The 23,961-nt window shown below is 72.8% G+C and carries 21 protein-coding genes and 1 other RNA gene; 10 read left to right on the top strand and 12 right to left on the bottom strand.

Annotation, left to right across the window (positions count from 1 at the left end; genetic code table 11):
• Nucleotides 1-14 precede the first annotated feature (14 nt).
• Together ACZ7DL_RS11760 and ACZ7DL_RS11755 are read right to left on the bottom strand one after the other, a co-directional pair.
• Nucleotides 15-407, bottom strand: a complete 393-nt coding sequence (locus tag ACZ7DL_RS11760; RefSeq protein WP_470773509.1) for a hypothetical protein — start codon at nt 405-407, stop codon at nt 15-17.
• A complete protein-coding gene (locus ACZ7DL_RS11755) occupies nt 407-2,905 on the bottom strand; it encodes a DUF4132 domain-containing protein (protein WP_470773507.1) in 2,499 nt (832 codons plus the stop codon). The genes ACZ7DL_RS11760 and ACZ7DL_RS11755 overlap by 1 nt, the downstream gene beginning before the upstream one ends.
• Nucleotides 2,906-3,319: 414 nt before the next feature.
• Between ACZ7DL_RS11755 and ACZ7DL_RS11750 the strand changes: the two genes are divergently transcribed.
• Nucleotides 3,320-4,003 carry a carbonic anhydrase gene (locus ACZ7DL_RS11750; protein ID WP_470773505.1) on the top strand — a complete coding sequence of 228 codons (684 nt, stop codon included), beginning with the start codon at nt 3,320-3,322 and terminating at the stop codon, nt 4,001-4,003.
• A 321-nt stretch (nt 4,004-4,324) separates the two neighbouring features.
• Here ACZ7DL_RS11750 and rnpB read toward each other — a convergent pair.
• Nucleotides 4,325-4,727: RNase P RNA component class A (gene rnpB / locus ACZ7DL_RS11745), an RNA gene on the bottom strand.
• Between the two features lie 296 nt (nt 4,728-5,023).
• Here rnpB and yaaA point away from each other — a divergent pair.
• Together yaaA and eda are read left to right on the top strand one after the other, a co-directional pair.
• Nucleotides 5,024-5,806, top strand: a complete 783-nt coding sequence (gene yaaA, locus ACZ7DL_RS11740) for a peroxide stress protein YaaA (protein WP_470773503.1) — start codon at nt 5,024-5,026, stop codon at nt 5,804-5,806.
• Between the two features lie 76 nt (nt 5,807-5,882).
• Entirely contained in the window at nt 5,883-6,545 is a 663-nt protein-coding gene (gene eda / locus ACZ7DL_RS11735) for a bifunctional 4-hydroxy-2-oxoglutarate aldolase/2-dehydro-3-deoxy-phosphogluconate aldolase (RefSeq protein WP_470773501.1), read from the top strand.
• Here eda and ACZ7DL_RS11730 read toward each other — a convergent pair.
• The 3 genes from ACZ7DL_RS11730 to ACZ7DL_RS11720 are packed head-to-tail and all read right to left on the bottom strand — an operon-like array spanning nt 6,517 to nt 9,704.
• On the bottom strand, nt 6,517-8,049 hold the full coding sequence (locus tag ACZ7DL_RS11730; protein WP_470773499.1) for a bifunctional RNase H/acid phosphatase: 1,533 nt from the start codon (nt 8,047-8,049) through the stop codon (nt 6,517-6,519). The two genes, eda and ACZ7DL_RS11730, sit on opposite strands and share 29 nt — an antisense overlap.
• A 12-nt stretch (nt 8,050-8,061) precedes the next feature.
• Nucleotides 8,062-8,805, bottom strand: coding sequence for a zinc ribbon domain-containing protein (locus ACZ7DL_RS11725; protein ID WP_470773593.1), 744 nt, complete (start codon nt 8,803-8,805; stop codon nt 8,062-8,064).
• Nucleotides 8,802-9,704: a Nif3-like dinuclear metal center hexameric protein gene (locus ACZ7DL_RS11720; protein WP_470773497.1), complete on the bottom strand. Its 903-nt coding sequence runs from the start codon at nt 9,702-9,704 to the stop codon at nt 8,802-8,804. Before ACZ7DL_RS11720 ends, ACZ7DL_RS11725 begins: the two co-directional genes overlap by 4 nt.
• Before the next feature lie 187 nt (nt 9,705-9,891).
• Here ACZ7DL_RS11720 and ACZ7DL_RS11715 point away from each other — a divergent pair, with 187 nt between their 5' ends.
• Together ACZ7DL_RS11715 and ACZ7DL_RS11710 are read left to right on the top strand one after the other, a co-directional pair.
• The gene (locus tag ACZ7DL_RS11715; RefSeq protein ID WP_470773496.1) at nt 9,892-11,274 is read left to right on the top strand and encodes a hypothetical protein; all 1,383 of its coding nucleotides are present in this window, start codon (nt 9,892-9,894) and stop codon (nt 11,272-11,274) included.
• 96 nt (nt 11,275-11,370) lie between these two features.
• Entirely contained in the window at nt 11,371-11,535 is a 165-nt protein-coding gene (locus ACZ7DL_RS11710; RefSeq protein WP_470773494.1) for a hypothetical protein, read from the top strand.
• 52 nt (nt 11,536-11,587) lie between these two features.
• Here ACZ7DL_RS11710 and ACZ7DL_RS11705 read toward each other — a convergent pair whose 3' ends face one another.
• From ACZ7DL_RS11705 to ACZ7DL_RS11695, 3 genes are read right to left on the bottom strand one after another with little or no spacing between them, the layout of a single operon-like run.
• Nucleotides 11,588-12,526, bottom strand: coding sequence for a 3-oxoacyl-ACP reductase (locus tag ACZ7DL_RS11705; protein WP_470773493.1), 939 nt, complete (start codon nt 12,524-12,526; stop codon nt 11,588-11,590).
• A gap of 14 nt (nt 12,527-12,540) precedes the next feature.
• Nucleotides 12,541-13,617, bottom strand: a complete 1,077-nt coding sequence (locus ACZ7DL_RS11700; protein WP_470773491.1) for a Zn-dependent alcohol dehydrogenase — start codon at nt 13,615-13,617, stop codon at nt 12,541-12,543.
• 26 nt (nt 13,618-13,643) lie between these two features.
• Nucleotides 13,644-14,501: a MaoC/PaaZ C-terminal domain-containing protein gene (locus ACZ7DL_RS11695; RefSeq protein WP_470773489.1), complete on the bottom strand. Its 858-nt coding sequence runs from the start codon at nt 14,499-14,501 to the stop codon at nt 13,644-13,646.
• A gap of 304 nt (nt 14,502-14,805) precedes the next feature.
• Here ACZ7DL_RS11695 and ACZ7DL_RS11690 point away from each other — a divergent pair, with 304 nt between their 5' ends.
• Nucleotides 14,806-16,092, top strand: a complete 1,287-nt coding sequence (locus ACZ7DL_RS11690) for a sensor histidine kinase (protein ID WP_470773487.1) — start codon at nt 14,806-14,808, stop codon at nt 16,090-16,092.
• On the opposite strand, the gene ACZ7DL_RS11685 is transcribed toward ACZ7DL_RS11690, so the two are convergent.
• Nucleotides 16,058-17,626: an alpha-L-arabinofuranosidase B gene (locus tag ACZ7DL_RS11685; RefSeq protein WP_470773485.1), complete on the bottom strand. Its 1,569-nt coding sequence runs from the start codon at nt 17,624-17,626 to the stop codon at nt 16,058-16,060. The two genes, ACZ7DL_RS11690 and ACZ7DL_RS11685, sit on opposite strands and share 35 nt — an antisense overlap.
• 236 nt (nt 17,627-17,862) lie before the next feature.
• Here ACZ7DL_RS11685 and ACZ7DL_RS11680 point away from each other — a divergent pair, with 236 nt between their 5' ends.
• Nucleotides 17,863-18,504, top strand: coding sequence for a response regulator (locus ACZ7DL_RS11680; protein ID WP_470773483.1), 642 nt, complete (start codon nt 17,863-17,865; stop codon nt 18,502-18,504).
• Between the two features lie 22 nt (nt 18,505-18,526).
• On the opposite strand, the gene ACZ7DL_RS11675 is transcribed toward ACZ7DL_RS11680, so the two are convergent.
• Together ACZ7DL_RS11675 and ACZ7DL_RS11670 are read right to left on the bottom strand one after the other, a co-directional pair.
• Nucleotides 18,527-19,303 (bottom strand): hypothetical protein, encoded by a 777-nt coding sequence (locus tag ACZ7DL_RS11675; RefSeq protein ID WP_470773482.1) that lies wholly within the window; start codon nt 19,301-19,303, stop codon nt 18,527-18,529.
• Nucleotides 19,303-19,842: a SigE family RNA polymerase sigma factor gene (locus ACZ7DL_RS11670; RefSeq protein ID WP_470773480.1), complete on the bottom strand. Its 540-nt coding sequence runs from the start codon at nt 19,840-19,842 to the stop codon at nt 19,303-19,305. Before ACZ7DL_RS11670 ends, ACZ7DL_RS11675 begins: the two co-directional genes overlap by 1 nt.
• Nucleotides 19,843-20,366: 524 nt before the next feature.
• Here ACZ7DL_RS11670 and ACZ7DL_RS11665 point away from each other — a divergent pair.
• The 3 genes from ACZ7DL_RS11665 to ACZ7DL_RS11655 all read left to right on the top strand — a co-directional run bounded on the left by ACZ7DL_RS11665 (nt 20,367) and on the right by ACZ7DL_RS11655 (nt 23,912).
• Nucleotides 20,367-22,112, top strand: a complete 1,746-nt coding sequence (locus ACZ7DL_RS11665) for an MFS transporter (RefSeq protein WP_470773478.1) — start codon at nt 20,367-20,369, stop codon at nt 22,110-22,112.
• 155 nt (nt 22,113-22,267) lie between these two features.
• Nucleotides 22,268-22,921 carry a class I SAM-dependent methyltransferase gene (locus ACZ7DL_RS11660; protein WP_470773476.1) on the top strand — a complete coding sequence of 218 codons (654 nt, stop codon included), beginning with the start codon at nt 22,268-22,270 and terminating at the stop codon, nt 22,919-22,921.
• A 22-nt stretch (nt 22,922-22,943) separates the two neighbouring features.
• Nucleotides 22,944-23,912: an N-acetylmuramoyl-L-alanine amidase gene (locus ACZ7DL_RS11655; protein WP_470773474.1), complete on the top strand. Its 969-nt coding sequence runs from the start codon at nt 22,944-22,946 to the stop codon at nt 23,910-23,912.
• The last annotated feature ends 49 nt before the right edge of the window (nt 23,913-23,961 follow it).

The raw sequence follows: 23,961 nt of genomic DNA, 5'->3' as shown, positions 1-23,961 counted from the left end.
GCGGTCCCGCTCTCTCAGCCGCCGACCAGGGCGACGAGCTTGATGAAGACCAGGTCGGGATCGACGGTGAGGTCCACGACGTCGTCCAGCTCCTCGACCTGGCGATCGCCGGCCAGCACGAAGAACCCGTTGGCCAGGAAGGCGCGCTCGGCGATCTCGGCCTGGCGCTCCCAGTCGATGCGGCGGGGCCCGCGGAGCCGGTAGCCGTTCAGCTCCGTCTCCGCGTCGTCGGGGCGGACGAGGCCGTTGAAGCGGTCGCCCGGGTGGGCGTTGTGCCGGGCGACCTCCTCGCGGACCCGGAGCCTGATCAGCTCCCGTACGGTCATCCGTTCCGGCAGCCCGGCGACCTCCCACTCGCCGACCGGCCTGCCTGTCGCGGTCTCGTCCCGGAACGTCACGGTCGCCATCAGGCACCTCGCTTGATCTGCATGAGGATGGACTCGTCGGTGATCCGGGTGTCGGCGGCGAGCAGGAACGCCTTGCTGAGGATCAGGGAGAGCCGCTCGTCCTCGAAGGGCAGGAAGACCTTGCCCTCGCTCCTCCCGCGTGACGGGACGATGCACAGGTAGGCGTCGTCCGGTTCCATGAGGATGTTGGCCGAGCCCAGATGGATCCTGTAGGTGCGCAGGTCCCCACGGACCACCAGGAAGCGGCCGTCGAGCGAGCACCGGCCGGCGATCTTCAGGCGCGGCAGGATCCGCTCCAGCACCGCGCGGCGGACCTCGGCGCTCGCCGTCAGTGCACCGAAGGAGGCCGTCCGCCAGTACCCGGCGTAGCGGTCCTCGCCCCGGTCGGTCCAGTCGGGATCGGCGGCGATCGAGGTCACGCCGACGAACAGGTCGACGTCCCGCATCGCCTCGCTGAACACCAGCGGGGGCACCTCCGCGAGGGGAACCTGCCGCCAGCGCCGGCCGTCCCGCCGCTCGAAGCGGACCTGGTCGGTCGCCGCGTACTCGGGCGCGTAACCGCCGCCGTCGTCCGCGGCGGGCTCGTGGTGGAAGCAGGCCCGCCACGCGCCGTCGCCGAACTCGGCCCGCGCCTGCCCGTCGTAGCCACCGTCGTACCGGCCGAGGAAGTTGGCCTGCCAGCCGCGTCCCTTGAACAGTGCGTAGAGCTGCGGGTAGTGGACGATGTGGGCGGCGAACCGGTTGGAGTAGACGCCGGTCTCCTCCTCGGCCGGGGTGAGCAGATAGATCTCGCGGAACGCCTGTTTGAACGGCTGCCGCAGCCGCTCGGCGACGAGCCGCTCCCGCCACTCCCTGATCTCGCCCGCCGACGCCCGGATCGGATGCCACAGCCGGACCCGCTCGGGCCGGCCGGCCGGCCCGGCCGCCGGTGCCACCGCCCGCCACTCGCCGTCCGCGCCCAGGAACTCCCAGATCAGACCGCGGGCGAGAGTCCCGGTGACCGGGTGGTCGCGGTAGTGGCGGCACCACTCGTCGTACGGCCACTCGCGCCCGGCCGACATCAGCGCCTCGACGCGGGCCCGCTCGCCCGACAGGGTCGCCCGCACCTCCTTGGCCAGGGCCTTCACCTGCCGGAGCTCGTCCGGGAAGCCGTCCTTCACCGCGGCGGGAGCCGTACGGGACGTCTTCCCGTCGGGGCGGGTGAAGGTGAGCCGCACGGTCGCCGCGTCCTCGATCGCCACCCGTACCCGGTGTCCGCCGATCTCCCGTTCCAGCGAACCGTCCGGGGCCAGCCCGTGGTCCGGCACGCTGCGCTCGATGAGCTGCTCCGCCGTGATCCCCTGCTTCCCGGCCGCCGTCGTCAGCGCGGTGTCGAGTTGCTTGCGCAGCGCCCGGTGCCTGATCCGGGCCCGGAGCTGCCACAGGGCCTCCAGCGAGGCCGGATCGCCGGTCTCGGCCAGCGCGTTGATCGCCGCGCCCGCGAGCTTGAGGTCCTCGATCACGTCGCTGCCGGGGGCGCCGCTGCGCAGGGCGAGCGCGCTGAGGTGCCGCACCGTGCCCGGGCCACCGGTCAGCGCGGCCGCCCAGACGACGCCGCGTGCCAGGTCCCCGTCGTTCTGGTGGACGACGTAGTGGTAGTGGTAGCTGTCGCCGATCCAGCCGGTGTGCGCCCCGCTTCCCGCGCTGCACAGGGGATCGTCCTCGGCCAGTGCCCGCAGGACGTCGGCCATGAGGTCGCGCGCCGCGGCCGCGTCCACGAGTTCGAGGCACGTGCGCCGCCACCGCTGTGTGGGACGCGGGCCCGAGGGGCTCGCCAAGTGCCGTACGAGGACCGCCAGTTCCGGTGTCGGCGAGTCTTCCGCACGGGCGCTCAGCGGGGCGGCCCACGGGGCGTGGGCCGGGATCAGTCCCTCGGGAATGTGCGCCTCGTCCGCGCTCGCGAGCAGCGCGCGCAGGCGCTGGGCGAGCGACGCGCGCTGCCGGGCCTCGATCGTCGCGTTCCTCAGCGCCGCGTGGGCGTGCCGCAGCCAGGGCAGCAGCGCGCGGCAGTCGTCGGCGTCGAGCCGGTCGACGACATCCAGCACCGTCCCCAGCGCACCGGCGAACCAGTAGCCCCTGGTGCACTCGGTGACGCGGAGCAGCATCACCGCGACCTCGGCGGGCGTCCAGCCGCGCACCCGCGCGATCAGCGCCCGGGTCTCGGCGTCGTACTGCCAGGAGCTGATGGCGTCGAAGCGGGCGGCCAGCATCAGGCAGAGGACGGCGGCCCGGCCCTCCTCGTCGTCACAGGCCGCGAGCCGCCGGTCGATCTCGTCCTGGACCGCCCCGCCCTCCGCTCCCCGGGACCGCCGGTGCTCATGCCCCATGGAGCGCCGGAACTCGCTCCGCTGGCGCTCCAGGAGATCGACGAGCCACCGCACGCGGTCGACCGCGGCCGACCTCACGTCATCGAGCGAGTCGTGCCTGCGGGATTCGGCCACCAAGGCGTCGTACAGCATGGCGAGATGATGGCAGGGGGGACTGACAACGGGGTCGACCGCCAGTGACATCGGCGGTATCCGCGCTGCACGCACGAGTCGCCGGTGCACCCCGAGGACGGCAAGGTCGGTCAGGACGGCGGCGCGCGGATCGGGCCGAGGCCGGTGGGCACGAGAACGGACGGCACCCGGCCGTCGGTGCTCCAGTCGGGCAGGGCCGGTCTCGGCATCAGGGTCCACGCCACCGCCCGAGCCGGTTCTGTGGGCTGTCTGCGTGCAATGTAGCCCGCGCCCGCTTGCGCCTGCTGCCGGCGCACCCACACCACGCTGAACAATTGGCCTGGTCAACCGCAGGAATGTATCCGGCACCGAGGGGAACGACCGATGGACAGAGCCGGACGTCCGGATCGTAGAGCACTGCTTGCCGGCGGACTCATGGGCGCCACGGTCGCGCTTTCGGGGTGCTCATCGACGAGGGCCGCCTCGTCGGCGACCAGCGCTTCGCCGGAAGCGCGGCCCACCACGCCCGCTACGGCATTCGCGAGGCTGATGGAAGGCAACGAGCGCTGGGTGAGCGGAAACCTCCAACACCCCGACCGGGATCCGAACCGGCGTCAGCTCACGTCCCAGGAGCAGGAGCCGTTCGGGGCGATCCTCTCGTGTATCGACTCCAGAGTGCCGCCTGAACTCCTCTTCGATACCGGCCTGGGTGACCTCTACGTGATGCGCACGGGCGGTGAGGCGGTCGGCCCGGTGGTCACTGGTTCTGTCGAGTACGGGCCTATGACGAGTGACACCCCCCTCATCGTGGTCCTCGGGCATCAGCGCTGCGGCGCCGTCAAAGCGGCGTACCGCTCCCTTCGTGACGGCGTACCGCTGTCCGGCAACCTGCAGGCGATCGTCAAAGCTCTGCAGCCGGCGTACGAGCAGGCAGTCCGGGAGGGTGGCGCCGACCCGGTCGAGACCATGGCCCGCGCCCAGGTCGAGTTGACCGCGGCCGATCTGCGCTCCAACCGGGACCTGGCCCCACTTGTGGGAAAGGGCGCCCTTGCCGTGGTCGGCGCCTTCTACTCGCTCGACACCGGCAAGGTGGAAGTCCTGGCCGGCGCGCCCTCCTGACCGGCCGGACGAGACGGACGGGAGGTTGTCAGGTCGGTGACGGGCGACCGGGCCGCTCCCCGAGGCGCCCCGAATCAGCTGACAGCCGGCAACCAGGCCGACCGGCTACGGCCACGAAACGACGAGCTGTCCGAAGCCGCCTTCGTCACGGCCGCCGAAGCCGCCGGTCGCCTTCGGGGCCGTATCCGGCGCCGTATCCGGCGCCGGTTCGAGCACACTCTGAAGGCTCTGCACGCGGGACGGCCGCTGTGCGGCTGCTTTCAAGGCTGCGTACGTAGCCGTTTCCGACCTGCGATTTCGCTGGCCGGAAGCCCTGGGCGGCAGACGAGTCGGGCTGTACGCCGGGTTCTGTCCCCCGGTGTCCTCGCGGACGCCGGGGTGACGGCCATCCATCTAGGGCCGACGTTGCCGCCGGCCTCGTGCGGTCTACCCGCGGACTCGGGCGGGCAGCCCTCGAACGTCCGCGCAGGGCGCTTTTCACGGCGCCCCTCTTGACCTTGCTCCGGGTGGGGTTTACCTAGCTGCCCAGGTCACCCTGGGCACTGGTGGTCTCTTACACCACCGTTTCACCCTTACCGAGGGCCGGAGCTCTCGGCGGTTTGCTTTCTGTGGCACTGTCCCGCGGGTCACCCCGGGTGGCCGTTAGCCACCACCCTGCCCTGTGGAGCCCGGACGTTCCTCGGGAAGCCCCCAGGGGGCTCCACGCGGCCGTCCGCCCGGCTCGTCTGCCGTGAGGACCATGCTACCGGGCGACCGCGGCCCCGTGGACCGCCGGCCGTCGCCAGGACCGCCGGTTGTCGGGCGTCCCCTAGGCCGGCGTCGGCAAGGTGATCACGGCGACCGGTTCACCTGGCTCGGCACGCCGCAGGCCGCCGCTTGACCGTGCCGCGACGTCGACTTCTGCACCGACCCCTCGCGGATCGGAGGACGCGCGGCCGCCGTCGGCGTGACGACGCGCGCCGTGGGGCGGGCGGGCGGCACGCCGTACCCTGGCGCGGAGGTCTACGTAAGGAGTACGTGTTGCTGGTCCTGCTGCCGCCCTCCGAAGGCAAGGCGAACTCGGGCGAGGGTGCCCCGCTGGAGCTCCGGTCGCTGTCCCTGCCGGGGCTGACCGCCGCGCGGGAGGCCGTGCTCGGGGAGCTGGTCGAGCTGTGCTCCGGCGACGAGGAGAAGGCCCGCGAGGTGCTCGGGCTGAGCGAGGGGCTGCGCGGCGAGGTGGCGAAGAACGCCGGATTGCGCACGGCCGGCGCCCGCCCCGCCGGGGAGATCTACACCGGCGTCCTGTACGACGCCCTCGGTCTGGCCACGCTGGACGCCGCGGCCCGGCGGCGCGCGACGGAGTCGCTACTGGTCTTCTCGGGGCTGTGGGGCGCCGTGCGGGTCGCGGACCGGATCCCCTCCTACCGCTGCTCGATGGGGGTGAAGCTGCCGGGGCTCGGCGCGCTGGCCGGGCACTGGCGGGCGCCGATGGCCGAGGTGCTGCCCGAGGTGGCCGGGGACGGCCTGGTCCTGGACCTGCGGTCCTCCGCCTACGCGGCGGCCTGGCGGCCGAAGGGCGAGGTGGCGGGGCGGACGGCGACCGTACGGGTGCTGCACGCGCCGACGCGGAAGGTCGTGAGCCACTTCAACAAGGCGACCAAGGGCCGGATCGTCCGCAGCCTGCTGACGTCCGGGACCGCGCCGCAGGATCCCGCCGAGCTGGTGGAGGTGCTGCGGGAGCTGGGGTACGTCGTGGAGGCGGAGGCGCCGGGGAAGGCGGGCAAGGCGTGGGCACTGGACGTGCTGGTGGAGGAGATCCACTGAGCACCGGGCCCCGTAAGCCATTGCAACATGCGCAACGCTCATTGCGAGTGATGCAGTTCCTCGGCACGATGAGGCCATGACCTCGCCGCCGCCCTCGTCCCCGGCCGCCTCCGTGCTGGACCTCGCACCCGTCGTGCCCGTGGTGGTGCTCGCCGACGCCGCCGACGCCGTTCCGCTGGCGCGGGCGCTGGTGGCGGGCGGGCTGCCGGCGATCGAGGTGACCCTGCGGACCCCGGCCGCGCTGGACGCGATCCGGGCGATCGCCGCCGAGGCCCCCCGGGCCGTGGTCGGGGCGGGCACGGTGATCAGGCCGGAGCAGGTGGGCGCGTGCGTGGCGGCCGGGGCGCGGTTCCTGGTCGGTCCCGGGTGGACGGAGGCGCTGCTGATGGCGATGCGCGGGGCCGGGGTGCCGTTCCTGCCGGGTGTGTCGACCACCTCGGAGGTGGTCGCGCTGCTGGAGCGCGGGGTGCGGGAGATGAAGTTCTTCCCGGCGCAGGCGGCGGGCGGTACGGCCTATCTGAAGTCGCTCGCCGGTCCGCTGCCGCAGGCCCGCTTCTGCCCGACCGGCGGGATCGGCCCCAAGACCGCGCCGGAGTATCTGTCCCTGCCCAACGTCGGCTGTGTGGGCGGTAGTTGGATGGTGCCGGCGGACGCGGTGGCCGCCGGGGACTGGGGTCGGATCGAGGAGCTGGCGCGGGCGGCGGCCGAGCTCAGCTCCGCAGGTGGGACGTGTCGTTGAACAGCCGTACGCTCGCGTTGCCGTCGGCGTAGTACGCCACCGCCGACAGGGAGGCCGCCGACAGCTCCATCCGGAACAGCGCCGTGGGCGGGGCGCCGAGGGCGAGGCGGACGAGGGTCTTGATCGGGGTGACGTGGGTGACCAGCAGGACCGTGCGGCCGGCGTGGGCCGCGACCAGCTTGTCCCGGGTGGCGGCGATCCGGGTGGCCGTCTCGGCGAAGCTCTCGCCGCCGCCGGTGGGGTGGGCCTCCGGGTCGGCGAGCCAGGCGTTGAGGTCGTCCGGGTAGCGCTCGCGCACCTCGCCGAAGGTCAGGCCCTCCCAGGCGCCGAAGTCCGTCTCGCGCAGGCCGTCCTCGATCGTGACGTCCAGGCCGAGGCGGCCGGCGACGATGGCGGCGGTTTCGCGGGTGCGGGTGAGGGGGGAGGCGATGACGGCCTGGATGGTGCCACGCCGGGCCAGGGCCGCGGCGACGCGCTGCGCCTGCTCTCGGCCGGCCGCGGAGAGGGAGGGGTCGGTGCCGCCGCTGCCGGAGAAGCGCTTCTGGGGGGTCAGCGGGGTTTCGCCGTGGCGGAGGAGGACGAGGGTGGCGGGGGCGCCGAGGTCGGGGGCGGCGCTCCAGCCCGGCGTGGTGCCGTGCTCGTGGCCGGGGGTGGTCGGACGCCGCTCGCTGGGCGGTGCCGCCTTCTGCGGGACGGGCGCCACCCCGGCGGCACGGCTGCCCGCGGCTACGGCGGAATCGACGCCCGCGGATGCAGATGCGGCTGCGGGTGCGGCTGCATCGATGTCCGCGGCTGCGGCGACGGCATCAGTGCCCTCAGTCACGGCGGCATCAGTGCCCACAGCTGTCGCGGTGTCGGCGTCCGCAGCGGTGGCGGCGGCACGCGTTGCCGCGGCATCGCGGGCCGCTTCCGCCTCGATGTCGTCCTCGGCCGGAGCGGCCACCGGACGTCTCGAAGCGGCTGACCGGCCTTCCGCCAGGGCCGCCCGCGCCTTGGCCGCGCCTGCCGTCGCGTCTCCGGGCGGGCCCGGCCGCTCCGGGACGGCGACCGGCGTGTCCAGGGCCGCCCGTGACGTCGACGCGGACCACTGTTCGCCCCGGGCGCCGGCGTCCATCGCCTCGTTGGCCAAGCGGTCCGCGTGTTTGTTCTGGTCGCGGGGGATCCACTCGTAGGTGACCTGGTCCGGCGGGAAGACGGAGCGGGCCTCGGTCGCCAGCGGTTTCATGGCGGGGTGCTTGATCTTCCAGCGGCCCGACATCTGCTCGATGACGAGCTTGGAGTCCATGCGGACGTGGACCGCCGCGGAGGGGTCGAGGGCGTGGGCGGCGCGGAGGCCGGCCAGGAGGCCGCGGTACTCGGCGACGTTGTTCGTGGCGACGCCGATGTACTCCGCCACCTCGGCCAGGGGCTCGCCCGTCGCCGCGTCGAGGACCACGCTGCCGTAGCCCGCGGGCCCCGGGTTGCCCCGTGACCCGCCGTCGGCCTCGACGATGAACTCCCTCACCCCTGAAGCCCCTTACAGACCCGACTCGGCCGTGCGCACCAGGATCCGGCGGCAGTTCTCGCAGCGCGTCACGGTGTCCGGCGCGGCCGCGCGCATCTCGTTCAGCTCGGTGATGGCCAGCTCCTGCCGGCAGCCCTGGCAGGTGCGGGCGTACAGCTTGGCCGCGCCGATGCCGCCCTGCTGCTGGCGCAGCTTGTCGTAGAGCTTGAGGAGATCGGCGGGGACGGAGGCGGCGACGACCTCGCGCTCCTTCGTGACCGAAGCGGCCTCGGTGTCGATCTCCTCGACGGCCGCGTCCCGGCGGCCGGTGGCGTCGTCGATCTTCGACTGCACCGAGGCGACCCGCTCGGTCAGCTCGTTCACCCGCTCCTGCGCGGCCTCGCGGCGCTCCATGACCTCCAGGACCACGTCCTCCAGATCGCCCTGCCGCTTGGCGAGGGAGGCGATCTCGTGCTGGAGGTTGGACAGGTCCTTCGGCGAGGCGACCGCCCCGGAGTCCAGGCGCTGCTGGTCGCGGGCGGCGCGCTGGCGCACCTGGTCCACGTCCTGCTCGGCCTTGGTCTGCTCGCGGGCGCAGTCGCTCTCCTCGGTCTGCGCGGCGACGAGGAGGTCGCGCAGCTGCGTGAGGTCCTTCGTCAGCGACTCGATCTCGGCGTGCTCGGGGAGCGACCTGCGCTTGTGCGCGAGCTGCTGGAGGCGGACGTCGAGGGCCTGGACGTCGAGGAGTCGGATCTGGTCGGCGGGCGCGGCGTTCAGTTGGGGGCTCCCGTGGTATCGGAAGGGGCGCGCGAAGCGCTCGTTGGAAGGGTGGTGGTGGGCGACGGGTGGGCGGTGGACGCGGCGTGGGCGGTCCAGGGGTCGGTGACCGTCTTGGAGACGTGGACGCGCAGGTCCCAGCCGTGGCGGTCGGAGATCTCGTCCAGCTGGCTCGCGGCCAGCTCGCACCAGGGCCACTCGGTGGCCCAGTGCGCCGCGTCGAGCAGCGCGAGCGGACTCTGGGCGACCGCCTCGGACGCCGGGTGGTGGCGCAGGTCGGCGGTGAGAAAGGCGTCGACGCCGGCCGCGCGGACCTGGTCGAAGAGGCTGTCGCCGGAGCCGCCGCTGACGGCGACCGTGCGGACGACGGCCTCGGGGTCGCCGGCCACCCGGATGCCCTGCGCGGTGGCGGGCAGCCGCTCGGCGGCGCGGGCGGCCAGTTCGCGGACGGTGAGGGGGTGGTCGAGTTCGCAGACGCGACCGAGGCCCCGGCATCCGTGCGGGTCGGTGGGGTCCGGTACGAGGGGTCGGACGACCCGGAGGTCGAGGGCGCCGGCGAGGGCGTCGGAGACACCCGGGTCGGCGGTGTCGGCGTTGGTGTGGGCGACGTGCAGCGCGATGTCGTTCTTGATCAGCGTGTGCACGACCCGGCCCTTGAAGTGCGTGGCCGCGACCGTCGTCGTACCGCGCAAATAGAGCGGATGGTGGGTGACGAGCAGGTCGGCGCCGAGCTTCACCGCCTCGTCGACGATCTCCTGCACGGGGTCGACGGCGAACAGGACCCGGGTGACCTCCTGGTCGGGGTCGCCCACGACCGTGCCGACCGCGTCCCAGGACTCGGCCCGCTCGGCGGGCCACAGGCTTTCCAGCGCGGCGATGACTTCAGACAGACGGGGCACGGCCCAAGGCTACCTGGCTGTTCGGCGGGGCTGTACCGCATCGGCCCGGTCTGGCCCCGCTCAGCACACAAGCACTGATTTCCTCAGGTGAATCGCTTCTGCGCCACCCGTATGTGTGAAGCGGCGGACGGCCGCTCCCCCGCCTGTGCGTGCGAAAACTAGCTTCGTCGCCGGAGGTGACCGAACGATGACGGTCTGTGCGATCGAACCCCCCTCCACGGACGGGGCCGACAGTGCGCCGGGGGCGGGGTGTGTGATCACGGCGGACGGCGCGTACGCGGCCCGGCTCGCGCGGGACGGTGAGTCCTGGTTCCCGGAGCGCTGGACCCTGGACGGCCCGGAGCCCTACGCGGTGCCGCTGCCCGGCAACCAGCCGGAGGAGCCCGGCACCGGGGTGCAGCCGATGGGCGACGGGCGGGTGCTGATCCACCGCCTGGTGGACGGGCGGCACGCCTTCTCGCTGCTGTACCCGACCGGGCCCGGCACCGGCGAGCTGCCGCTGGGCGCGGTGGAGTGCCCGGAGCCCGGCACCCGGCTCGGGCTGCTGCCGCCGGCACCGGGGGGCGCGAGGGCGTACGCCCTCGCCGTGGGGCCGCGTTCCAGCGTGGTGTGGCTGGTGGCGGGCGGGGTGTTCGGCCCGGAGCGGCTCGCGGAGGTGCCGGGGCGCTGCTCGGGCGGGGTCTGGCTGGACCGGGACGGGCGGCTGCTGGCGCTCGACCGGGAGCTGGGCGGGCGCACCAAGACGGTCGTGGTGGATCTGGGGCGGGCCGGGGAGGTCTCGCCGCTGCTCCAGATCGCGGACGGCAGCGACGACCGGTTGCTGCTCGCCGACCCCGACAGCGGACTGCTGCTGATCTCCTCCGACGCGCCGTCGCCCGGGCAGGAACGATTGGGCTGGGGCGTGCTCGGCAGCACCCTGCCGGTGCGGTTCCCGGAGTGCGTGCGGGTGCCCGAGTGCACGGTGACTCCGTTCGCGATCCAGCCGGGGCAGGTGCTGATGCCGGAGAACTGCGCGGTGGCGCTGCGCGTCGACGGGGCGTTCGGCACCTGGGTGGGCACCTGGCGGCCGGCCGAGCGGCAGCTGCGGCATCTTCCGGCGCCCGAGGGCTGGCTGGCGGGCGCCGGGCTGTGGACGCGGGACGGCGTCCTGCGCCTGCCGTACGCCACCGATACGACTCCGTGCGGCGTGGCGGAGGTGCCTGCGCCGCGGGGGGCCGCGAGCGGCACCGCGGGTCCGGCGGGGGACGGGTCACCGACTGCACCGGCGGCGGAATCGGACGCTCCGCCACCCGAAGCGCTCCAGTCCGCGGCGGAATCGGACGCTCCGCCACCCGAAGCACTCCGGCCCACAGCGCGACCGGACGCACCGTCACCCCAAGCGCACCGGCCGGCGGCGCAGCCGGACGCACCGTCACCCGAAGCACTCCAGTCGGCGGTGGGCCCGGACGCTCCACCCCGCGGCGCGCCCGAAGCACACCGGCCGACGGCCGAACTGGCCCCTCCCGCACGATCGGTGGCGCGTCCCGTGCCGCTGCAGCAGGCGCCTCTGGGACGTCTTGTAACGAAGTAGTGCCGGTCGGCGTGTGCGCCTGGATTCGGCCCGTGGCGCACCGGTTAGACTCGCTCGGCTGTACGAAAGATCATGTTGACGGGGTGAATACGTCCGATGAGCGACACCAGCACGATGCAGCAGCTGTCTGCCGGCTCTTCCGAGACCGCCGGCCACGGCCGACACCGGGGCCCGGTCGCGGTCCAGGAGAGCGAGACGACTCCGCACGGCCGGCACCGCAAGCCGGCCCAGGAGCCGGCCGAGGCAGCTGCCTGGCGGTAAGGAAGAAAGGGGGGCGCTCGCTGGGCGAGCGCCCCTTTTCCGTACCCGGACCTCACCCGCGCCGGAGCCCCAGCACCTCCGCCGCGGCGAACGTCTCCTCCGCCGGCCGGCCGGCGTAGTGCGGGGTGAGCAGCGCGTCGAGTTCGTCGTAGGTGAAGGTCTCCTGCCTGCTGTCGAACTTCGCCTGCACACGCGGCCGTTCGACGACGGCCACCATGCCGCCGTGTACGACGAGCAGCTGGCCGTTGACCTTGGCGGCGGCGGGCGAGGCCAGATAGCCGACGAGCGGGGCGACATGCTCGGGAGCGAGCGGGTCCAGGCCCTCGTCCGGTTTCCGCAGGCCGGCGAAGACGTCCTCGGTCATCCGGGTCCGGGCGCGCGGGCAGATGGCGTTGGCCGTGACGCCGTACTTGCCGAGGGCGAGGGCGGTGGAGGTGGTCAGCCCGACGATTCCGCCTTTCGCCGCCGCGTAGTTGGGCTGGCCGGCGGATCCGGCCAGGAACGCCTCCGAGGAGGTGTTCACGATCCGCCCGTACACCGCCGACCCGGCCGCCTTGGACCGCTCCCGCCAGTGCGCGGCGGCGAAGTGGGTGGTGTTGAAGTGTCCCTTGAGGTGGACGCGGATCACCGAGTCCCACTCGTCCTCGGTCATGGAGAAGACCATGCGGTCGCGCAGGATGCCGGCGTTGTTGACGAGGATGTCCAGCTTCCCGAACTCGGCGATCGCCAACCGGACGAGTCGGCCTGCGTGGTGGAAGTCGGCGATGTCTCCGGTGTGCGGTACGGCCGTGCCGCCGGCCGCGCGGATCTCCTCGGCGACCTGTTCGGCGGGCCCCGCGCAGGCCGCGCCGGTTCCGTCCCGGCCGGGCTGCCCGTAGTCGTTGACGACGACGGCCGCGCCGAGCCGGGCGAGTTCCAGGGCCTCGGCCCGGCCGAGGCCGCGTCCGGCGCCGGTGACGACGGCGGACAGCCCCTCCAGTGGCAGTGCCATCTCGCTCCCCGTCCTCAGATCTCGATGCAGGTGCGCAGGGCGGTCCCCGTGCGCATCTGGTCCAGCGCCTCGTTGATCTCCGCGAGCGGGACCCGGTGGGTGATCAGGCCCGCGAGGTCGACGCGGCCGGCCCGCCACAGGGCGATCGTGCGCTCGTAGGAGCGCAGCACGTCGCCGCCGCCGTACAGGGACGGCAGGATGCGCTTCTCGTCGAAGAACAGCTCGAACATGGTGAGCCGGAGGACGTCGTCCATGGCGCCGGCGCCGACCACGACGAGGGTGCCGCCGCGCCGGGTGTTCTCGTAGGCGGTGCGGGCGGTGGCGGACCTGCCGACGACCTCGAAGACGTAGTCGAAGCCCTCGCCGCCGGTGACCTGCTGCTTGGCGTCGGCCAGTTCCTCGGGCGATACGGCCCGGGTGGCCCCGAACTTCAGGGCGGACTCGCGGCGGGAGGCGACCGGGTCGACGGCGACGATCTCGGCGGCGCCCTTCAGCCGCGCCCCCTGCACCGCCGAGATGCCGACGCCCCCGCACCCGATGACGGCGACCGACGAACCGGCCGTCACATCGGCGGTGTTGAGGGCGGCGCCCAGTCCGGTGGTGACTCCGCAGCCGATGAGCGCGGCGATGTCGAAGGGCACGTCGTCCGGGAGAGGGACGGCGCAGCCGGCGTCGACCACGACCTCCTCGGCGAAGGTGCCGGTGCCGGCGAAGCCGAAGAGGTCGCCGCCGGAGCGCCGGAAGTTGGGAGTGCCCGCGTTCATGAACCCGGCCAGGCACAGCTGCGTCTGGCCGCGTCTGCACGCCGGGCAGGTCCCGCAGGCGGGCAGCCAGCACAGGACGACCCGGTCGCCCGGCTTCAGGTGCCGTACACCGTCCCCGACGTCGAGTATCTCGCCGGCGCCCTCGTGCCCGGGGACGAAGGGGGCCGGCTGGGGCAGCACCCCGTTCATCGCGGACAGGTCCGAGTGGCACAGCCCGGTGGCGCGCACCCGGACCCTGACCTTGCCGGGGCCGAAGCCCACCGCCTCGACGTCGTCGAGGACCTCCAGCTTTTCCTGGCCGATCTCGTGCAGTACGGCTGCGCGCATGGTGCGGCTCCCCTCGGATGCTGGTTTCAGGAGTGCTCTACGACGGTGTCCACGAGAACCGGCGCGTCCCCCCGCTCCACCGCACCCACCGTGACCCGCACCCGCCCTTCCTCGCGCCACATGGACACGCGCAGGGTCTCCCCCGGGAACACGACCCCGGCGAACCGGGCGCGGTAGCCGCGCACCCGGGTCACGTCGCCGCCGAGCAGGGTGTCCACGACCGTCTTGAGCGTCATGCCGTAGGTGCACAGGCCGTGCAGGATGGGCCGGTCGAAGCCGGCGCGCTTGGCGAAGTCGGGGTCGGCGTGGAGCGGGTTCCAGTCGCCGGAGAGGCGGTAGAGCAGGGCCTGGTCCTCGCGGACCGGGCGCTCGACGGTCCGGTCGGGGTCGCCGGCGGGCGGGCCGGTGGGGGTCGAGGGACCGCGGTCGCCGCCCCAGCCGCCCTCGCCGCGTACGAAGATCTGGGCGTCGCTGGTCCACAGCGGGCCGTCGGCGTCGGCGACCTCGGTGCGCATGACCAGGACGGCCGCCTTGCCCTTGTCGTACACGGCGGCGATCCGGCCGGTGGCGGTGGCGGTGCCCCGCACCGGGATCGGGCGGTGGATCACGAGGGTCTGCCCGCCGTGCAGGACGCGCGCCAGGTCGACGTCGATCCCCGGCATGGACAGCCCGCTGATCACTCCGGGGGAGCCGTTGCCCGCGACGGTGGCGAAGCTCGGCAGTACGTGCAGCCGGGACTCCAGGGTGTAGCGCAGCTCGTCGGGATCGGTGGCGGGCAGGCCGGCCCCGATGCCGAGGTGGTAGAGCTGTACGTCCTTGTGGTCCCAGCTGATCTCGCCGGTCCGGGGTTCGGCCGCGAGGGCCTTCGCTGCGTCGATGGGCATGAGGCTCCTGGGACAGTGACGGCGAAAGACCCCGGCGCGGACGTCCGCACCGTCGGCCGCACCGGGGTCGCTGCGGGCCGATCTAGAACGCGTTCCAGTCCGGCGCCCCCTGTATAACCCAGCCCCCCGCAGTTGTGAAGGCTCCTGACGCCGTGTCAGCCGATGTGGGCCGTGACATTCGTCCTGCCGGAATCCGTACATCCGTGTCTGCCGGGGGCGGGTCCGGTTTCGTACCGTTCGATTCGTACGCTGTGCTGCCTCGCGCACGACCGGCGCGAGGCGTTCGAAACGGGGGACATCCGAGATGACGTGGTGGCGGAGACTGCAGTACCCATGGGCGGCCTGGCATGAGGAACGGCCGGCGTGGCGGGCGGAGTTCGAGCGGTTCAACGCCACGCGGCGGGCGGCCCGGAAGAACGGCAGCGACTCCGCCGTCGAACACCCGGGCCCGCCGCCCACCGGCTTCACCCTGCTGCCCTGGCTGCTGCTGGGCATGGGCGCCTTCTCCAACCTGCTCCAGGGCGAGACCCCGAATCCGTGGATCGGTGGCCTTGGCCTGCTGGCCTTCAACTCCCTCTACGTCCACGTCACCTTCCGCTGCTTCGACCGGGCCCGGCGCGAGTCGGTGTCCACCCGGGTGGCGCTGGGCCTGCTCGGCCTGGTGACGACGGGGCTCGCCCTGGGCTACGGCGGCAACTGGCTGATGTTCTTCCCGCTGCTGGGCCTCGCCACCGGAGCCGTCGTGCGCGGACCGTGGCTGGGCCGCGTCGGCCTGCTGCTCACGGCGTACGCGGGGGCCGTCTCCTGGTTCCGGTCCGGCTGGGACGAGGCGACGAACATCGCCTACGCCACCTTCCTGTCCAGCATGGTGACCGCCGCGATCCTCAGCCTGTCCGAGGCCGTACGGGAGCTGCGGGCCGCCCGTGAGGAGCTGGCCCGGCGCGCGGTGGAGAAGGAGCGGCTGCGCTTCTCCCGCGATCTGCACGATCTGCTCGGGCACACCCTGTCGGTGGTCGTGGTGAAGTCGGAGGCGGCCCGCCGGCTGGCCCCGCGCGACATGGACGCGGCGCTGGCACAGATCTCGGACATCGAGTCGGTGGGCCGGCAGGCGCTCACCGAGATCCGTGAGGCGGTGACCGGCTACCGCGAGGGCAGCCTGGCCACCGAGCTGACCCGGGCCCGCTCGGCGCTGTCCGCGGCGAGCGTGCAGCCGCTGGTCCGTCAGTCCGGGACGCCGCTCGCCCCGCAGACCGAGGCGCTGCTCGGCTGGGTGGTGCGCGAGGCGGTCACCAACGTCGTCCGGCACAGCGGCGCGAGCCGCTGCGAGATCACCGTGGAGGGGGCCGCCGAGCGGGTCCGGCTGACGGTCGCGGACGACGGGACGGGCGCGTCCGTCGGCCGGCCGGGCGGGGGCACCGGCGGCACGGGGCTGAAGGGGCTGGCCGAGCGCCTCGCGGCGGCGGGCGGCTCCCTCACGGCCGGCCCGGCGCCGCGCGGCGGCTTCACGGTCACCGCCGACCTCCCGGCCGGCGGTGACGAACCGGCGGATACGGCGGCTACGGCGCCCAGGGCGAGCCGACTGCCCAGCTGACGTCGGCGGCCCAGGAGGTGGCGCTGTCGAAGTCGTTGGATCCGCCGTTGCTCGCTATGTACAGGTTGTGGCTGTAGTGGCGCAGGTATCGCGTCGGGTAGTTGTACGAGGCGAACGAGGTGCCGGTGCCGCTCTTGCCGGTCTGCGGGCAGAAGGTGGCGTCGGCCCGGAACCGGGCGCTGCCGTCCATGGGCTGCCGGTAGAGCCGGTAGTCGGAGTGGCGCAGGAAGTCGCCGGGATAGTTCCGCGACTCGAAGGAGACGCAGGAGCCGCTCGCGAGGCCGCGGCGGACGATCCAGGTGGCGTCGTTCTTGTCGAGGGACGAACTGCTGGAGGTCACCGTGGAGATGACGCCCGCGTCGTTCCGGTGGCGGACGTAGTCGGCGGTGCAGCAGGAGGTCGTGGCGCGCAGCGAGATCTCCGAGCCGGGGCTCAGCGTGCCGGTGCTGCCGGTCGGGCCGCCGTAGCCGACGGAGACGATGTCGGCCTGGACGGCGGCGTCGGCGGCGTCGGTCGGGATGCCGGAGGTCATCACGCCCTCGAAGAAGGATCCGATCGAGCCGTTGCTGTTGTCGCCGCCGGTGCCGAGGACGATCGCGCCCTCCTGGTGCATCGGCGAGTAGCCGCCGGCGGTCGGCTCGCCTCCGGAATAGGTGGTCGTCAGCCCGCCCGATCGGGCGTTTCCGTATTTCAGCGCGAAATGGTTCCGGCCGTTGTTCTTCAGCAGCGCGGTCACGAACGGCATCGGTCCGGTGCCGGTGTCGGAGGTGTTCTTGCTCCCGCCGGCGTCGGACTGGAACAGCCCGTTCTCCAGGTCGGCCTGGACCCAGGGGCCCTGTCCGTAGCAGGGCGCGAACCAGCACTCGGTGCCGAAGTTGATGGCGTCCATGTGGCCGTTGCCGGTGTCCATGTTGTTGGTCTCGGCGTTGCCGTAGTCGAAGCAGCAGCGGTTGTTGACGTGCGTGCCCGAGGTCACCATGTACATCCCCTCGGCCTGACCGTTCACGGCCACGCCCGAGGTGGAGTTGTCCCGGTAGCCCATGCCGGCGGAGATCTCCAGGCCGTAGACCTGGTGGCCGCCGGCGGTCACCGGCAGCGCGTCCGCGGGCGCACCCACGTCGGCCGCCCCGGCGCCTCCCGCGCCCTCGATCGTGAGGTCGTTGTGGCGCGGGGACTGGTCGTAGATCTCGGTGATGAGGCAGGTCGTGCCGGAACAGAAGGAGTCCTGGGCGGCGGCGTCGGCGTACCCGCCGGCGGACAGCAGACCGATGTTCGCCGTCGCCCCGTCCGAGGCCCGCTGCACCTGGTACAGCGGGCCGTTGTACGAGGAGTACAGCGCCCGGACCAGGCTGTGCGCGGCGACGCAGGGGGTGCCGGCGGCGCCGTAGAGGTCACAGGGCAGCGAACCGGCGGCGGCGGCCTGCGGGGCGGCGCTGCCGAGCAGGAGCGCGGCGATCGTGGCGCAGACGGCGAGGACGGAGAGCAGGACGTCTCTCGGCCGCCGGGACCGGACGTGGGGGGATCTCAGGAGCACGGTGCACCTCGGCTTCGTCGTAGGGCGGTGCGGGTGGGGTCACGTACGTCCGATATGCCGAACGACGTTCGATCGACATACCGAACCCATTCCCCCTGTGGAATTACCGGGGATCGCGGGAAACGCAGAGGCGATTGTTTGGGCACCACCGGAAGCCGTCAACCCCCGCCGCAGCGGACCATGCCGAGTCTTTGATAGGCCGCACCGCCCCCGCTCCCCCGCCGTACCCTGACCCCATGAACGAGATGCCCCGGGACAGCCGGCCCGTCGCGTGCATCCGGGTGTTGCTCGCCGAGGATCAGGGCATGATGCGTGGCGCTCTGGCTCTGTTGCTCGGCATGGAGGCGGACATCGAGGTCGTGGCGCAGCTGGGGTCGGGGGACGGCATTGTGGACGCCGTGCTCGCTCAGCGGCCGGACGTGGCCCTGCTGGACATCGAACTGCCGGGCATGAGCGGGCTGGACGCGGCGGCCGAGCTGCGGGACCGGGCGCCCGACTGCCGAGTGCTGATCCTCACCACCTTCGGCCGGCCCGGCTATCTGCGCCGGGCCATGGAGGCCGGTGCCGCCGGCTTCCTCGTCAAGGACGGGCCGGTGGAGGAGCTGGCCGCGGCGATCCGGCGCGTGCTCACCGGCGAGACCGTGGTCGATCCGGCGCTGGCCGCCGCCGCGCTCAGCGCCGGGCCGAATCCGCTGACGGCGCGTGAGTGCGACGCGCTGAAGGCGTCCGTGGACGGGGCGACCGTCGCCGACATCGCCGCGAGGCTGCGGCTGTCCGAGTCCACCGTCCGCAACTACCTCTCCTCCGCGATCGGCAAGACCGGCACCCGGAACCGGACCGAGGCGGTGCGGGAGGCCCGGCAGCAGGGGTGGCTGTGAGCGGGCGTCCGGCCGCCCCCGGCTACTGGATCACCTCCGCGTTCTTGTAGCGCTTCCCCTCCGGCGCCACGCAGACGAACCAGTTCCACGGGGTCCCGGCGACCCCACGGGTCACGTCCGCGATGGTGTCGCCGTCGTTCCAGGTGCACTTGACCTGGGTCGCGGTCTTGGCGACCTTCCCGATCACCAGCCGGTCCGAGCTCTCGGCGGTCCATCCCAGCCGGGTGGCGGCGGCTTCCAGGTCCGTGCCCGCCATGCGGTCCCACTCCTTCATCGTGTTGAACATGACCTGCTGCGGCCGGTGGTCGCCCCAGGCGCGGGTGGTGAAGAAGGAGGCCTTGCCGATCAGGCCGGCCGGCTTGTCGACCGCCGGTTCGATGCCCAGTCCGGCCATCGCCTCGTACTGCCGGCCGGCCTCCGCCTTGTCCGTGGGCGCACCCCACACCTGGAGGCGCACCCGCCACTCCTTGCCCCGGTACATCCCGCGGGCCAGTTCCGTCGTCTGCGGCGCGTACACGTGCCGCTGCTCGGGAGACGCCGGCCGGGGCGGCGCCATCGGCACTCCCCGGTCCGTGTGCCCCCCGGGCAGCCCGGCGAAGGCCAGGGTCGCCCCCGTCGAGCCCGCCAGCACCAGGGCCGTGGCCGTGGCCACCGCCCAGCGCCGCGCCTTGCGGCGCCGGCCGCCGCGGATGACCGCCTGGACCGGGGCTATACCGATCTCCACCTCGTCCGCCGCGTCCGCGAGCAGGAGGGCGATGTCCGTCTGCGTCATGTCGTGCTTCTCCCGGTCCGCGCTCATCACTTCCGCCCTCCGTACGTCACCGTCTCGGCCAGTCCCGGTATGGCACGGAGTTTCGCGATCCCCTTGGCCGCGTTGCTCTTCACCGCGCCGACCGAGCAGCCCATCGCCTCCGCCGTCTGCGTCTCCGTCAGGTCCTCCCAGTAGCGCAGCACGACCGCCTCCCGCTGCCGCACAGGCAGCTGGGCGAGCGCCTTGAGCAGGGCGCTGCGGTCGTCGGCCTGGGCGATCCGGTCCCCCGTGTCGGCCACCTCGCGCACCAGGCCGGAGTCGTCCTTCGGCGCGAGGAACTCCCGCAGTTTTCTGCGGTGTTTGCGCGCGTGCGCGTTGATCATCACGCGCCGTACGTACGCCTCCGGGTCGTCGGCGGCGCCGACCCGGCGCCAGGCCGCATAGACCTGTTCGAGCGTCGACTGGACCAGGTCCTCGGCGGCGTGCTGCTCCCCCGTGAGGAGAAATGCCGTACGCATCAACCGCGGCCAGCGGCCGACCACGAAACTCTGGAACTCCTCGTTCCGAGTCTGCTTCCCGTCCCCCATGGGCACCTCCTAGATGTCAAAAGGAGTCCCTGGGCCGCCCGGACCGTTGCCTCGATCAGCAGAACTCGGAGATTTTTTCTCCGGCCGGACTCTTCTGCACCGCCCGCAGCACCGTCCCCACCGCCGCGCCGCCCAGCCCGATGTCGTGCGCGAGCCCGACCCGCGCCCCCGGCCCCTGCCGGCCGCCCGCCTCGCGGGCTGGAAACAGTAGCCGGTGAGAACCTGTTCCATACCGTCGTAGGCGACCCCGGCGTCCGTGAGTGCCGCACCGCCCGCCTCCCGCATCATGTCCCGGTGCCGCCATTCACGGGCCTCGGGCTTCCAGAACCCGGCCATCCCGAAACCGACGACATACGCCTTCATCGTGCGCAGACTAGAACACGTTCCACAAACAGACCGATCCTGACGGCCCCTCAGAAACCCATGGAAGGGTCAAGAATTCATTAGAGGCCCGAAGCAACGGAATAGTTGCCTGTGCATACGAGGTTTACCCCGCACTTATGACACGCGGAAGGCCTCACCCCATGACAGACACGACGACCGACCAGCCCACCCGGAGAGCGGGCGGAGCCGTGGTCCCGGTGCTCGCCTTCGCGGGCATCGTCGTCGCGGTGATGCAGACCCTGCTCGTGCCGGTCATCAAGGACCTGCCGCAGCTGCTGGACACCGCCCCGACCGACGCCACCTGGGTGCTCACCTCGACCCTGCTGTCCGGCGCCGTCGCCACCCCGATCATGGGCCGGCTCGGCGACCTCTACGGCAAGCGCCGCATGCTCGTCCTGAGCCTCGCCGTGATGGTGGTCGGCGCCCTGGTCAGCGCGCTCACCAGCGAGCTGCTCACCATGATCGTGGGCCGTACCCTCCAGGGCTTCGCCATGGGCGCCATCCCGCTCGGCATCGGCCTGATGCGGGACATGCTGCCGCGCGAGAAGCTCGGCTCGGCCATGGCCCTGATGAGCTCCTCGATCGGCGTCGGCGGCGGCCTCGCGCTGCCCGCCGCGGCCCTGGTCGCGCAGCACATGGACTGGCACGCCCTGTTCTACGGCGCCGCCGGCCTCGGCGTGCTCGCCATCGTCCTCACCCTCCTCGTCGTGCCCGAGTCCCCGATGCGCGCCGAGGGCTCCTTCGACGTGCTCGGCGCGCTCGGCCTCTCCACCGGCCTGGTCCTCCTCCTGCTGCCCATCACCAAGGGCAGCGACTGGGGCTGGTCCTCCGGCACCACCCTCGGCCTGTTCGCCGCGTCCGTGGTCGTGCTCGCCCTGTGGGGCCTGTACGAGCTGCGCATCCAGGCACCGCTGGTCGATCTGCGCACCACCGCCCGCCGCGAGGTGCTGCTCACCAACCTCGCCTCGATCATGGTCGGCGTCAGCTTCTACGTCGTCTCGCTGGTCCTGCCGCAGCTGCTCCAGCTGCCGAAGGCCACCGGCTACGGCCTCGGCCAGTCCATGGTCGTCGCGGGCCTGTGCGTGGCCCCCCTCGGCCTGACGATGATGTTCACCGCGCCGGTCTACGCCCGCCTGTCCGCGCGCTACGGCCCCAAGACCACCCTGATCATCGGCATGCTCATCATCGCGCTCGGCTACGGCGGCGGCCTCGGCCTGATGGACGCGGCCTGGCAGACGATCGTCACCTCCGTGGTCCTCGGCGCCGGCATCGGCCTCGCCTACTCCTCGCTGCCCGCGCTGATCGTCGGCGCGGTCCCGGCCTCGGAGACGGGCGCGGCCAACGGCCTGAACACCCTGATGCGCTCCATCGGTACGTCCGTCTCCAGCGCCGTCATCGGCATGGTGCTGGCCAACACCGCGAACAACGTGGGCGGCGTCGAGATCCCGACCATGCACGGCTTCCGGGTCTCGTTCCTGATCGCGACCGCCGCGGTGGCGGTGGGCCTGCTGCTGGCGATCTTCCTGCCCAAGGCTCCCCGTCCGGCCCGGCAGCACACGCAGCTGCGGGCCTCCAGCGAGGAGGACGCCTCGCTGGAGCGGGCCGAGGAGGTCCTGCGCGGCTTCCGGGGGCGGGTGCTGGGCGCCGACGGCGCTCCGGTGGCCCGGGCCAAGGTCACGTTGATCGACCGGCGGGGGCGGCAGGCGGGCGCGACGCTCTCCGGGGCGGACGGCAGCTATGTCCTCGCGGTGCCGGGCGAGGGGGCGTACGTGCTGGCCGCGACGGCCGCCGGCCATGGGCCGCTGGCTTCTTCGGCGACGCATCCCGGTGAGGAGCGGGCTGTCGATCTGGATCTTTCACTACCGGGGGAGACGGTGGACGTCTAGCGGAGTGCCGCGGCGTGCCGTCCGGGGGCTGCGGCGCCATCGTGGTCGATCGCGCAGTTCCCCGCGCCCCTTTTTCCCGCACCCCCTGTCACCTCCGTGGCCGGGGGTGCGGCAGCATGGGCGGTCGGACAGTCGCACGACCGAAAGGCACCCCCATGCCCGCCCCCGCCCCCAAGCCCGAGATTCTGGCCGCGTTCGAGGCGGCCAAGGGGTTCATGCCCCTGGACGAGGGTCTGGCCCTGTACGGGGCGGCGGTGGAGGCGGGCCGGCTCGGGCTGCCGCTGCTGGAGGTCGGCACGTACTGCGGCCGGTCCACCGTGCTGCTCGCCGACGCGGCCCGCGCGGCCGGGGTCACGGCACTGACCGTCGACCACCACCGGGGCAGCGAGGAGCAGCAGCCCGGCTGGGACTACCACGACCCGGAGACGGTCGACCCCGAGATCGGCCTGATGGACACGCTGCCCGCCTTCCGCCGCACGCTGTTCAGGGCGGGCCTGGAGGAGCATGTGGTCGCCCTCGTCGGCCGCTCCCCGCAGATCGCGAAGATCTGGAACTCCCCGCTCGGGTTCGTGTTCGTCGACGGCGGTCACACCGACGAGCACGCGACCGCCGACTACGAGGGCTGGGCCCCCCATGTGGCCGAGGGCGGCCTGCTGGTCGTCCACGACGTCTTCCCGCACCCGGAGGACGAGTTCACCGGCCAGGCGCCGTACCGGGTGTACCTGCGGGCGCTGGAGTCCGGGGCGTTCACAGAGGTCTCGGTGACCGGCTCGCTGCGCGTGCTGCGGCGAACGGGAGCGGGGATCTGAGCCCCCGGTTAGAGTCGCAGACGTGTCGTACACAGGCCCGGACTTCGATCCCCCGCAGCCCCGACGGCCCCGCCGGGGGCCGCTGACCGTGACGCTCGCCGCGCTGGTGCCCGGTGCGCTGCTCGGGTGGGTGGTGTACCAGACGGTGGGCGGCGGCGGGCCGGGCGGCGAGGACCGTACGGCCCCCAGCGCGCCGACCCCGCGCGGCTCCGCGCCGTCCTCCGCGCCGGCGGACCCCACCGGCTCCCCGGAGGGCTCCCCGGGCGACGACAAGGCGTCCGTCTCGCCCTCCGTCCGGCCGAACGCCTCCGGCCCGCTCAAGGGGAAGGTCGTCGTCATCGACCCGGGGCACAATCCGGGCAACTTCCGGCACACGGCCGAGATCAACCGCCAAGTGGACATCGGAACGAACCGCAAGGAGTGCGACACCACCGGGACGTCCACCAACGACGGTTACACCGAGGCGCGGTTCAGCCTCGACCTCGCGCACCGGCTGCGGACGCTCCTGGAGCAGCAGGGCGCCACGGTGAAGCTGACCCATGACGGCGACAGCCCGGCCTGGGGACCGTGTGTGGACGAGCGGGCCCGGATCGGGAACACCGCGCACGCGGACGCGGCCATCTCGCTGCACGCCGACGGCTCCGCCCCCGGCAACCGCGGCTTCCACGTCATCCTGCCGGGACCGGTGCACGCCGGTGCCGCCGACACCCGTGCCATCGTCGGGCCCTCCCACGACCTCGGGGTGCGGATCGCGGGCAACTTCCTCCGCGAGACCGGCGAGCCGCCCTCCAACTACCTCGGCGAAGGTACCGGTCTCGTCACGCGCACGGACCTGGGCGGTCTCAATCTGTCAACGGTTCCCAAGGTGTTCATCGAGTGCGGCAACATGCGCGATACCAAGGACGCGGCACTGCTGACCAGCGGCGCCTGGCGGCAGCGGGCAGCGCAAGGGATCTCTGAGGGAATCGTGAGTTTCCTGCGCGAGTCGTGACCGTCGGGCGGAACCGGCCGGACAGCCGGATCTTGCGGACGATAGTGTC

The sequence above is a fragment of the Streptomyces sp. NPDC036984 genome, assembly GCF_055607665.1.
Note: the sequence above shows the minus strand (reverse complement) of the source record. Positions and strands in the feature narration are given on the sequence as shown.

What these genes read in the sequence shown, in the direction of transcription:
- ACZ7DL_RS11760 (WP_470773509.1), bottom strand. Translation starts at nt 407, where the DNA reads ATGGCGACCGTGACGTTCCGGGACGAGACCGCGACAGGCAGGCCGGTC.
- ACZ7DL_RS11755 (WP_470773507.1), bottom strand. Translation starts at nt 2,905, where the DNA reads ATGCTGTACGACGCCTTGGTGGCCGAATCCCGCAGGCACGACTCGCTC.
- ACZ7DL_RS11750 (WP_470773505.1), top strand. Translation starts at nt 3,320, where the DNA reads ATGGGCGCCACGGTCGCGCTTTCGGGGTGCTCATCGACGAGGGCCGCC.
- eda (WP_470773501.1), top strand. Translation starts at nt 5,883, where the DNA reads ATGACCTCGCCGCCGCCCTCGTCCCCGGCCGCCTCCGTGCTGGACCTC.
- ACZ7DL_RS11715 (WP_470773496.1), top strand. Translation starts at nt 9,892, where the DNA reads ATGACGGTCTGTGCGATCGAACCCCCCTCCACGGACGGGGCCGACAGT.
- ACZ7DL_RS11710 (WP_470773494.1), top strand. Translation starts at nt 11,371, where the DNA reads ATGAGCGACACCAGCACGATGCAGCAGCTGTCTGCCGGCTCTTCCGAG.
- ACZ7DL_RS11705 (WP_470773493.1), bottom strand. Translation starts at nt 12,526, where the DNA reads ATGGCACTGCCACTGGAGGGGCTGTCCGCCGTCGTCACCGGCGCCGGA.
- ACZ7DL_RS11700 (WP_470773491.1), bottom strand. Translation starts at nt 13,617, where the DNA reads ATGCGCGCAGCCGTACTGCACGAGATCGGCCAGGAAAAGCTGGAGGTC.
- ACZ7DL_RS11695 (WP_470773489.1), bottom strand. Translation starts at nt 14,501, where the DNA reads ATGCCCATCGACGCAGCGAAGGCCCTCGCGGCCGAACCCCGGACCGGC.
- ACZ7DL_RS11690 (WP_470773487.1), top strand. Translation starts at nt 14,806, where the DNA reads ATGACGTGGTGGCGGAGACTGCAGTACCCATGGGCGGCCTGGCATGAG.
- ACZ7DL_RS11680 (WP_470773483.1), top strand. Translation starts at nt 17,863, where the DNA reads ATGAACGAGATGCCCCGGGACAGCCGGCCCGTCGCGTGCATCCGGGTG.
- ACZ7DL_RS11675 (WP_470773482.1), bottom strand. Translation starts at nt 19,303, where the DNA reads ATGAGCGCGGACCGGGAGAAGCACGACATGACGCAGACGGACATCGCC.
- ACZ7DL_RS11670 (WP_470773480.1), bottom strand. Translation starts at nt 19,842, where the DNA reads ATGGGGGACGGGAAGCAGACTCGGAACGAGGAGTTCCAGAGTTTCGTG.
- ACZ7DL_RS11665 (WP_470773478.1), top strand. Translation starts at nt 20,367, where the DNA reads ATGACAGACACGACGACCGACCAGCCCACCCGGAGAGCGGGCGGAGCC.
- ACZ7DL_RS11660 (WP_470773476.1), top strand. Translation starts at nt 22,268, where the DNA reads ATGCCCGCCCCCGCCCCCAAGCCCGAGATTCTGGCCGCGTTCGAGGCG.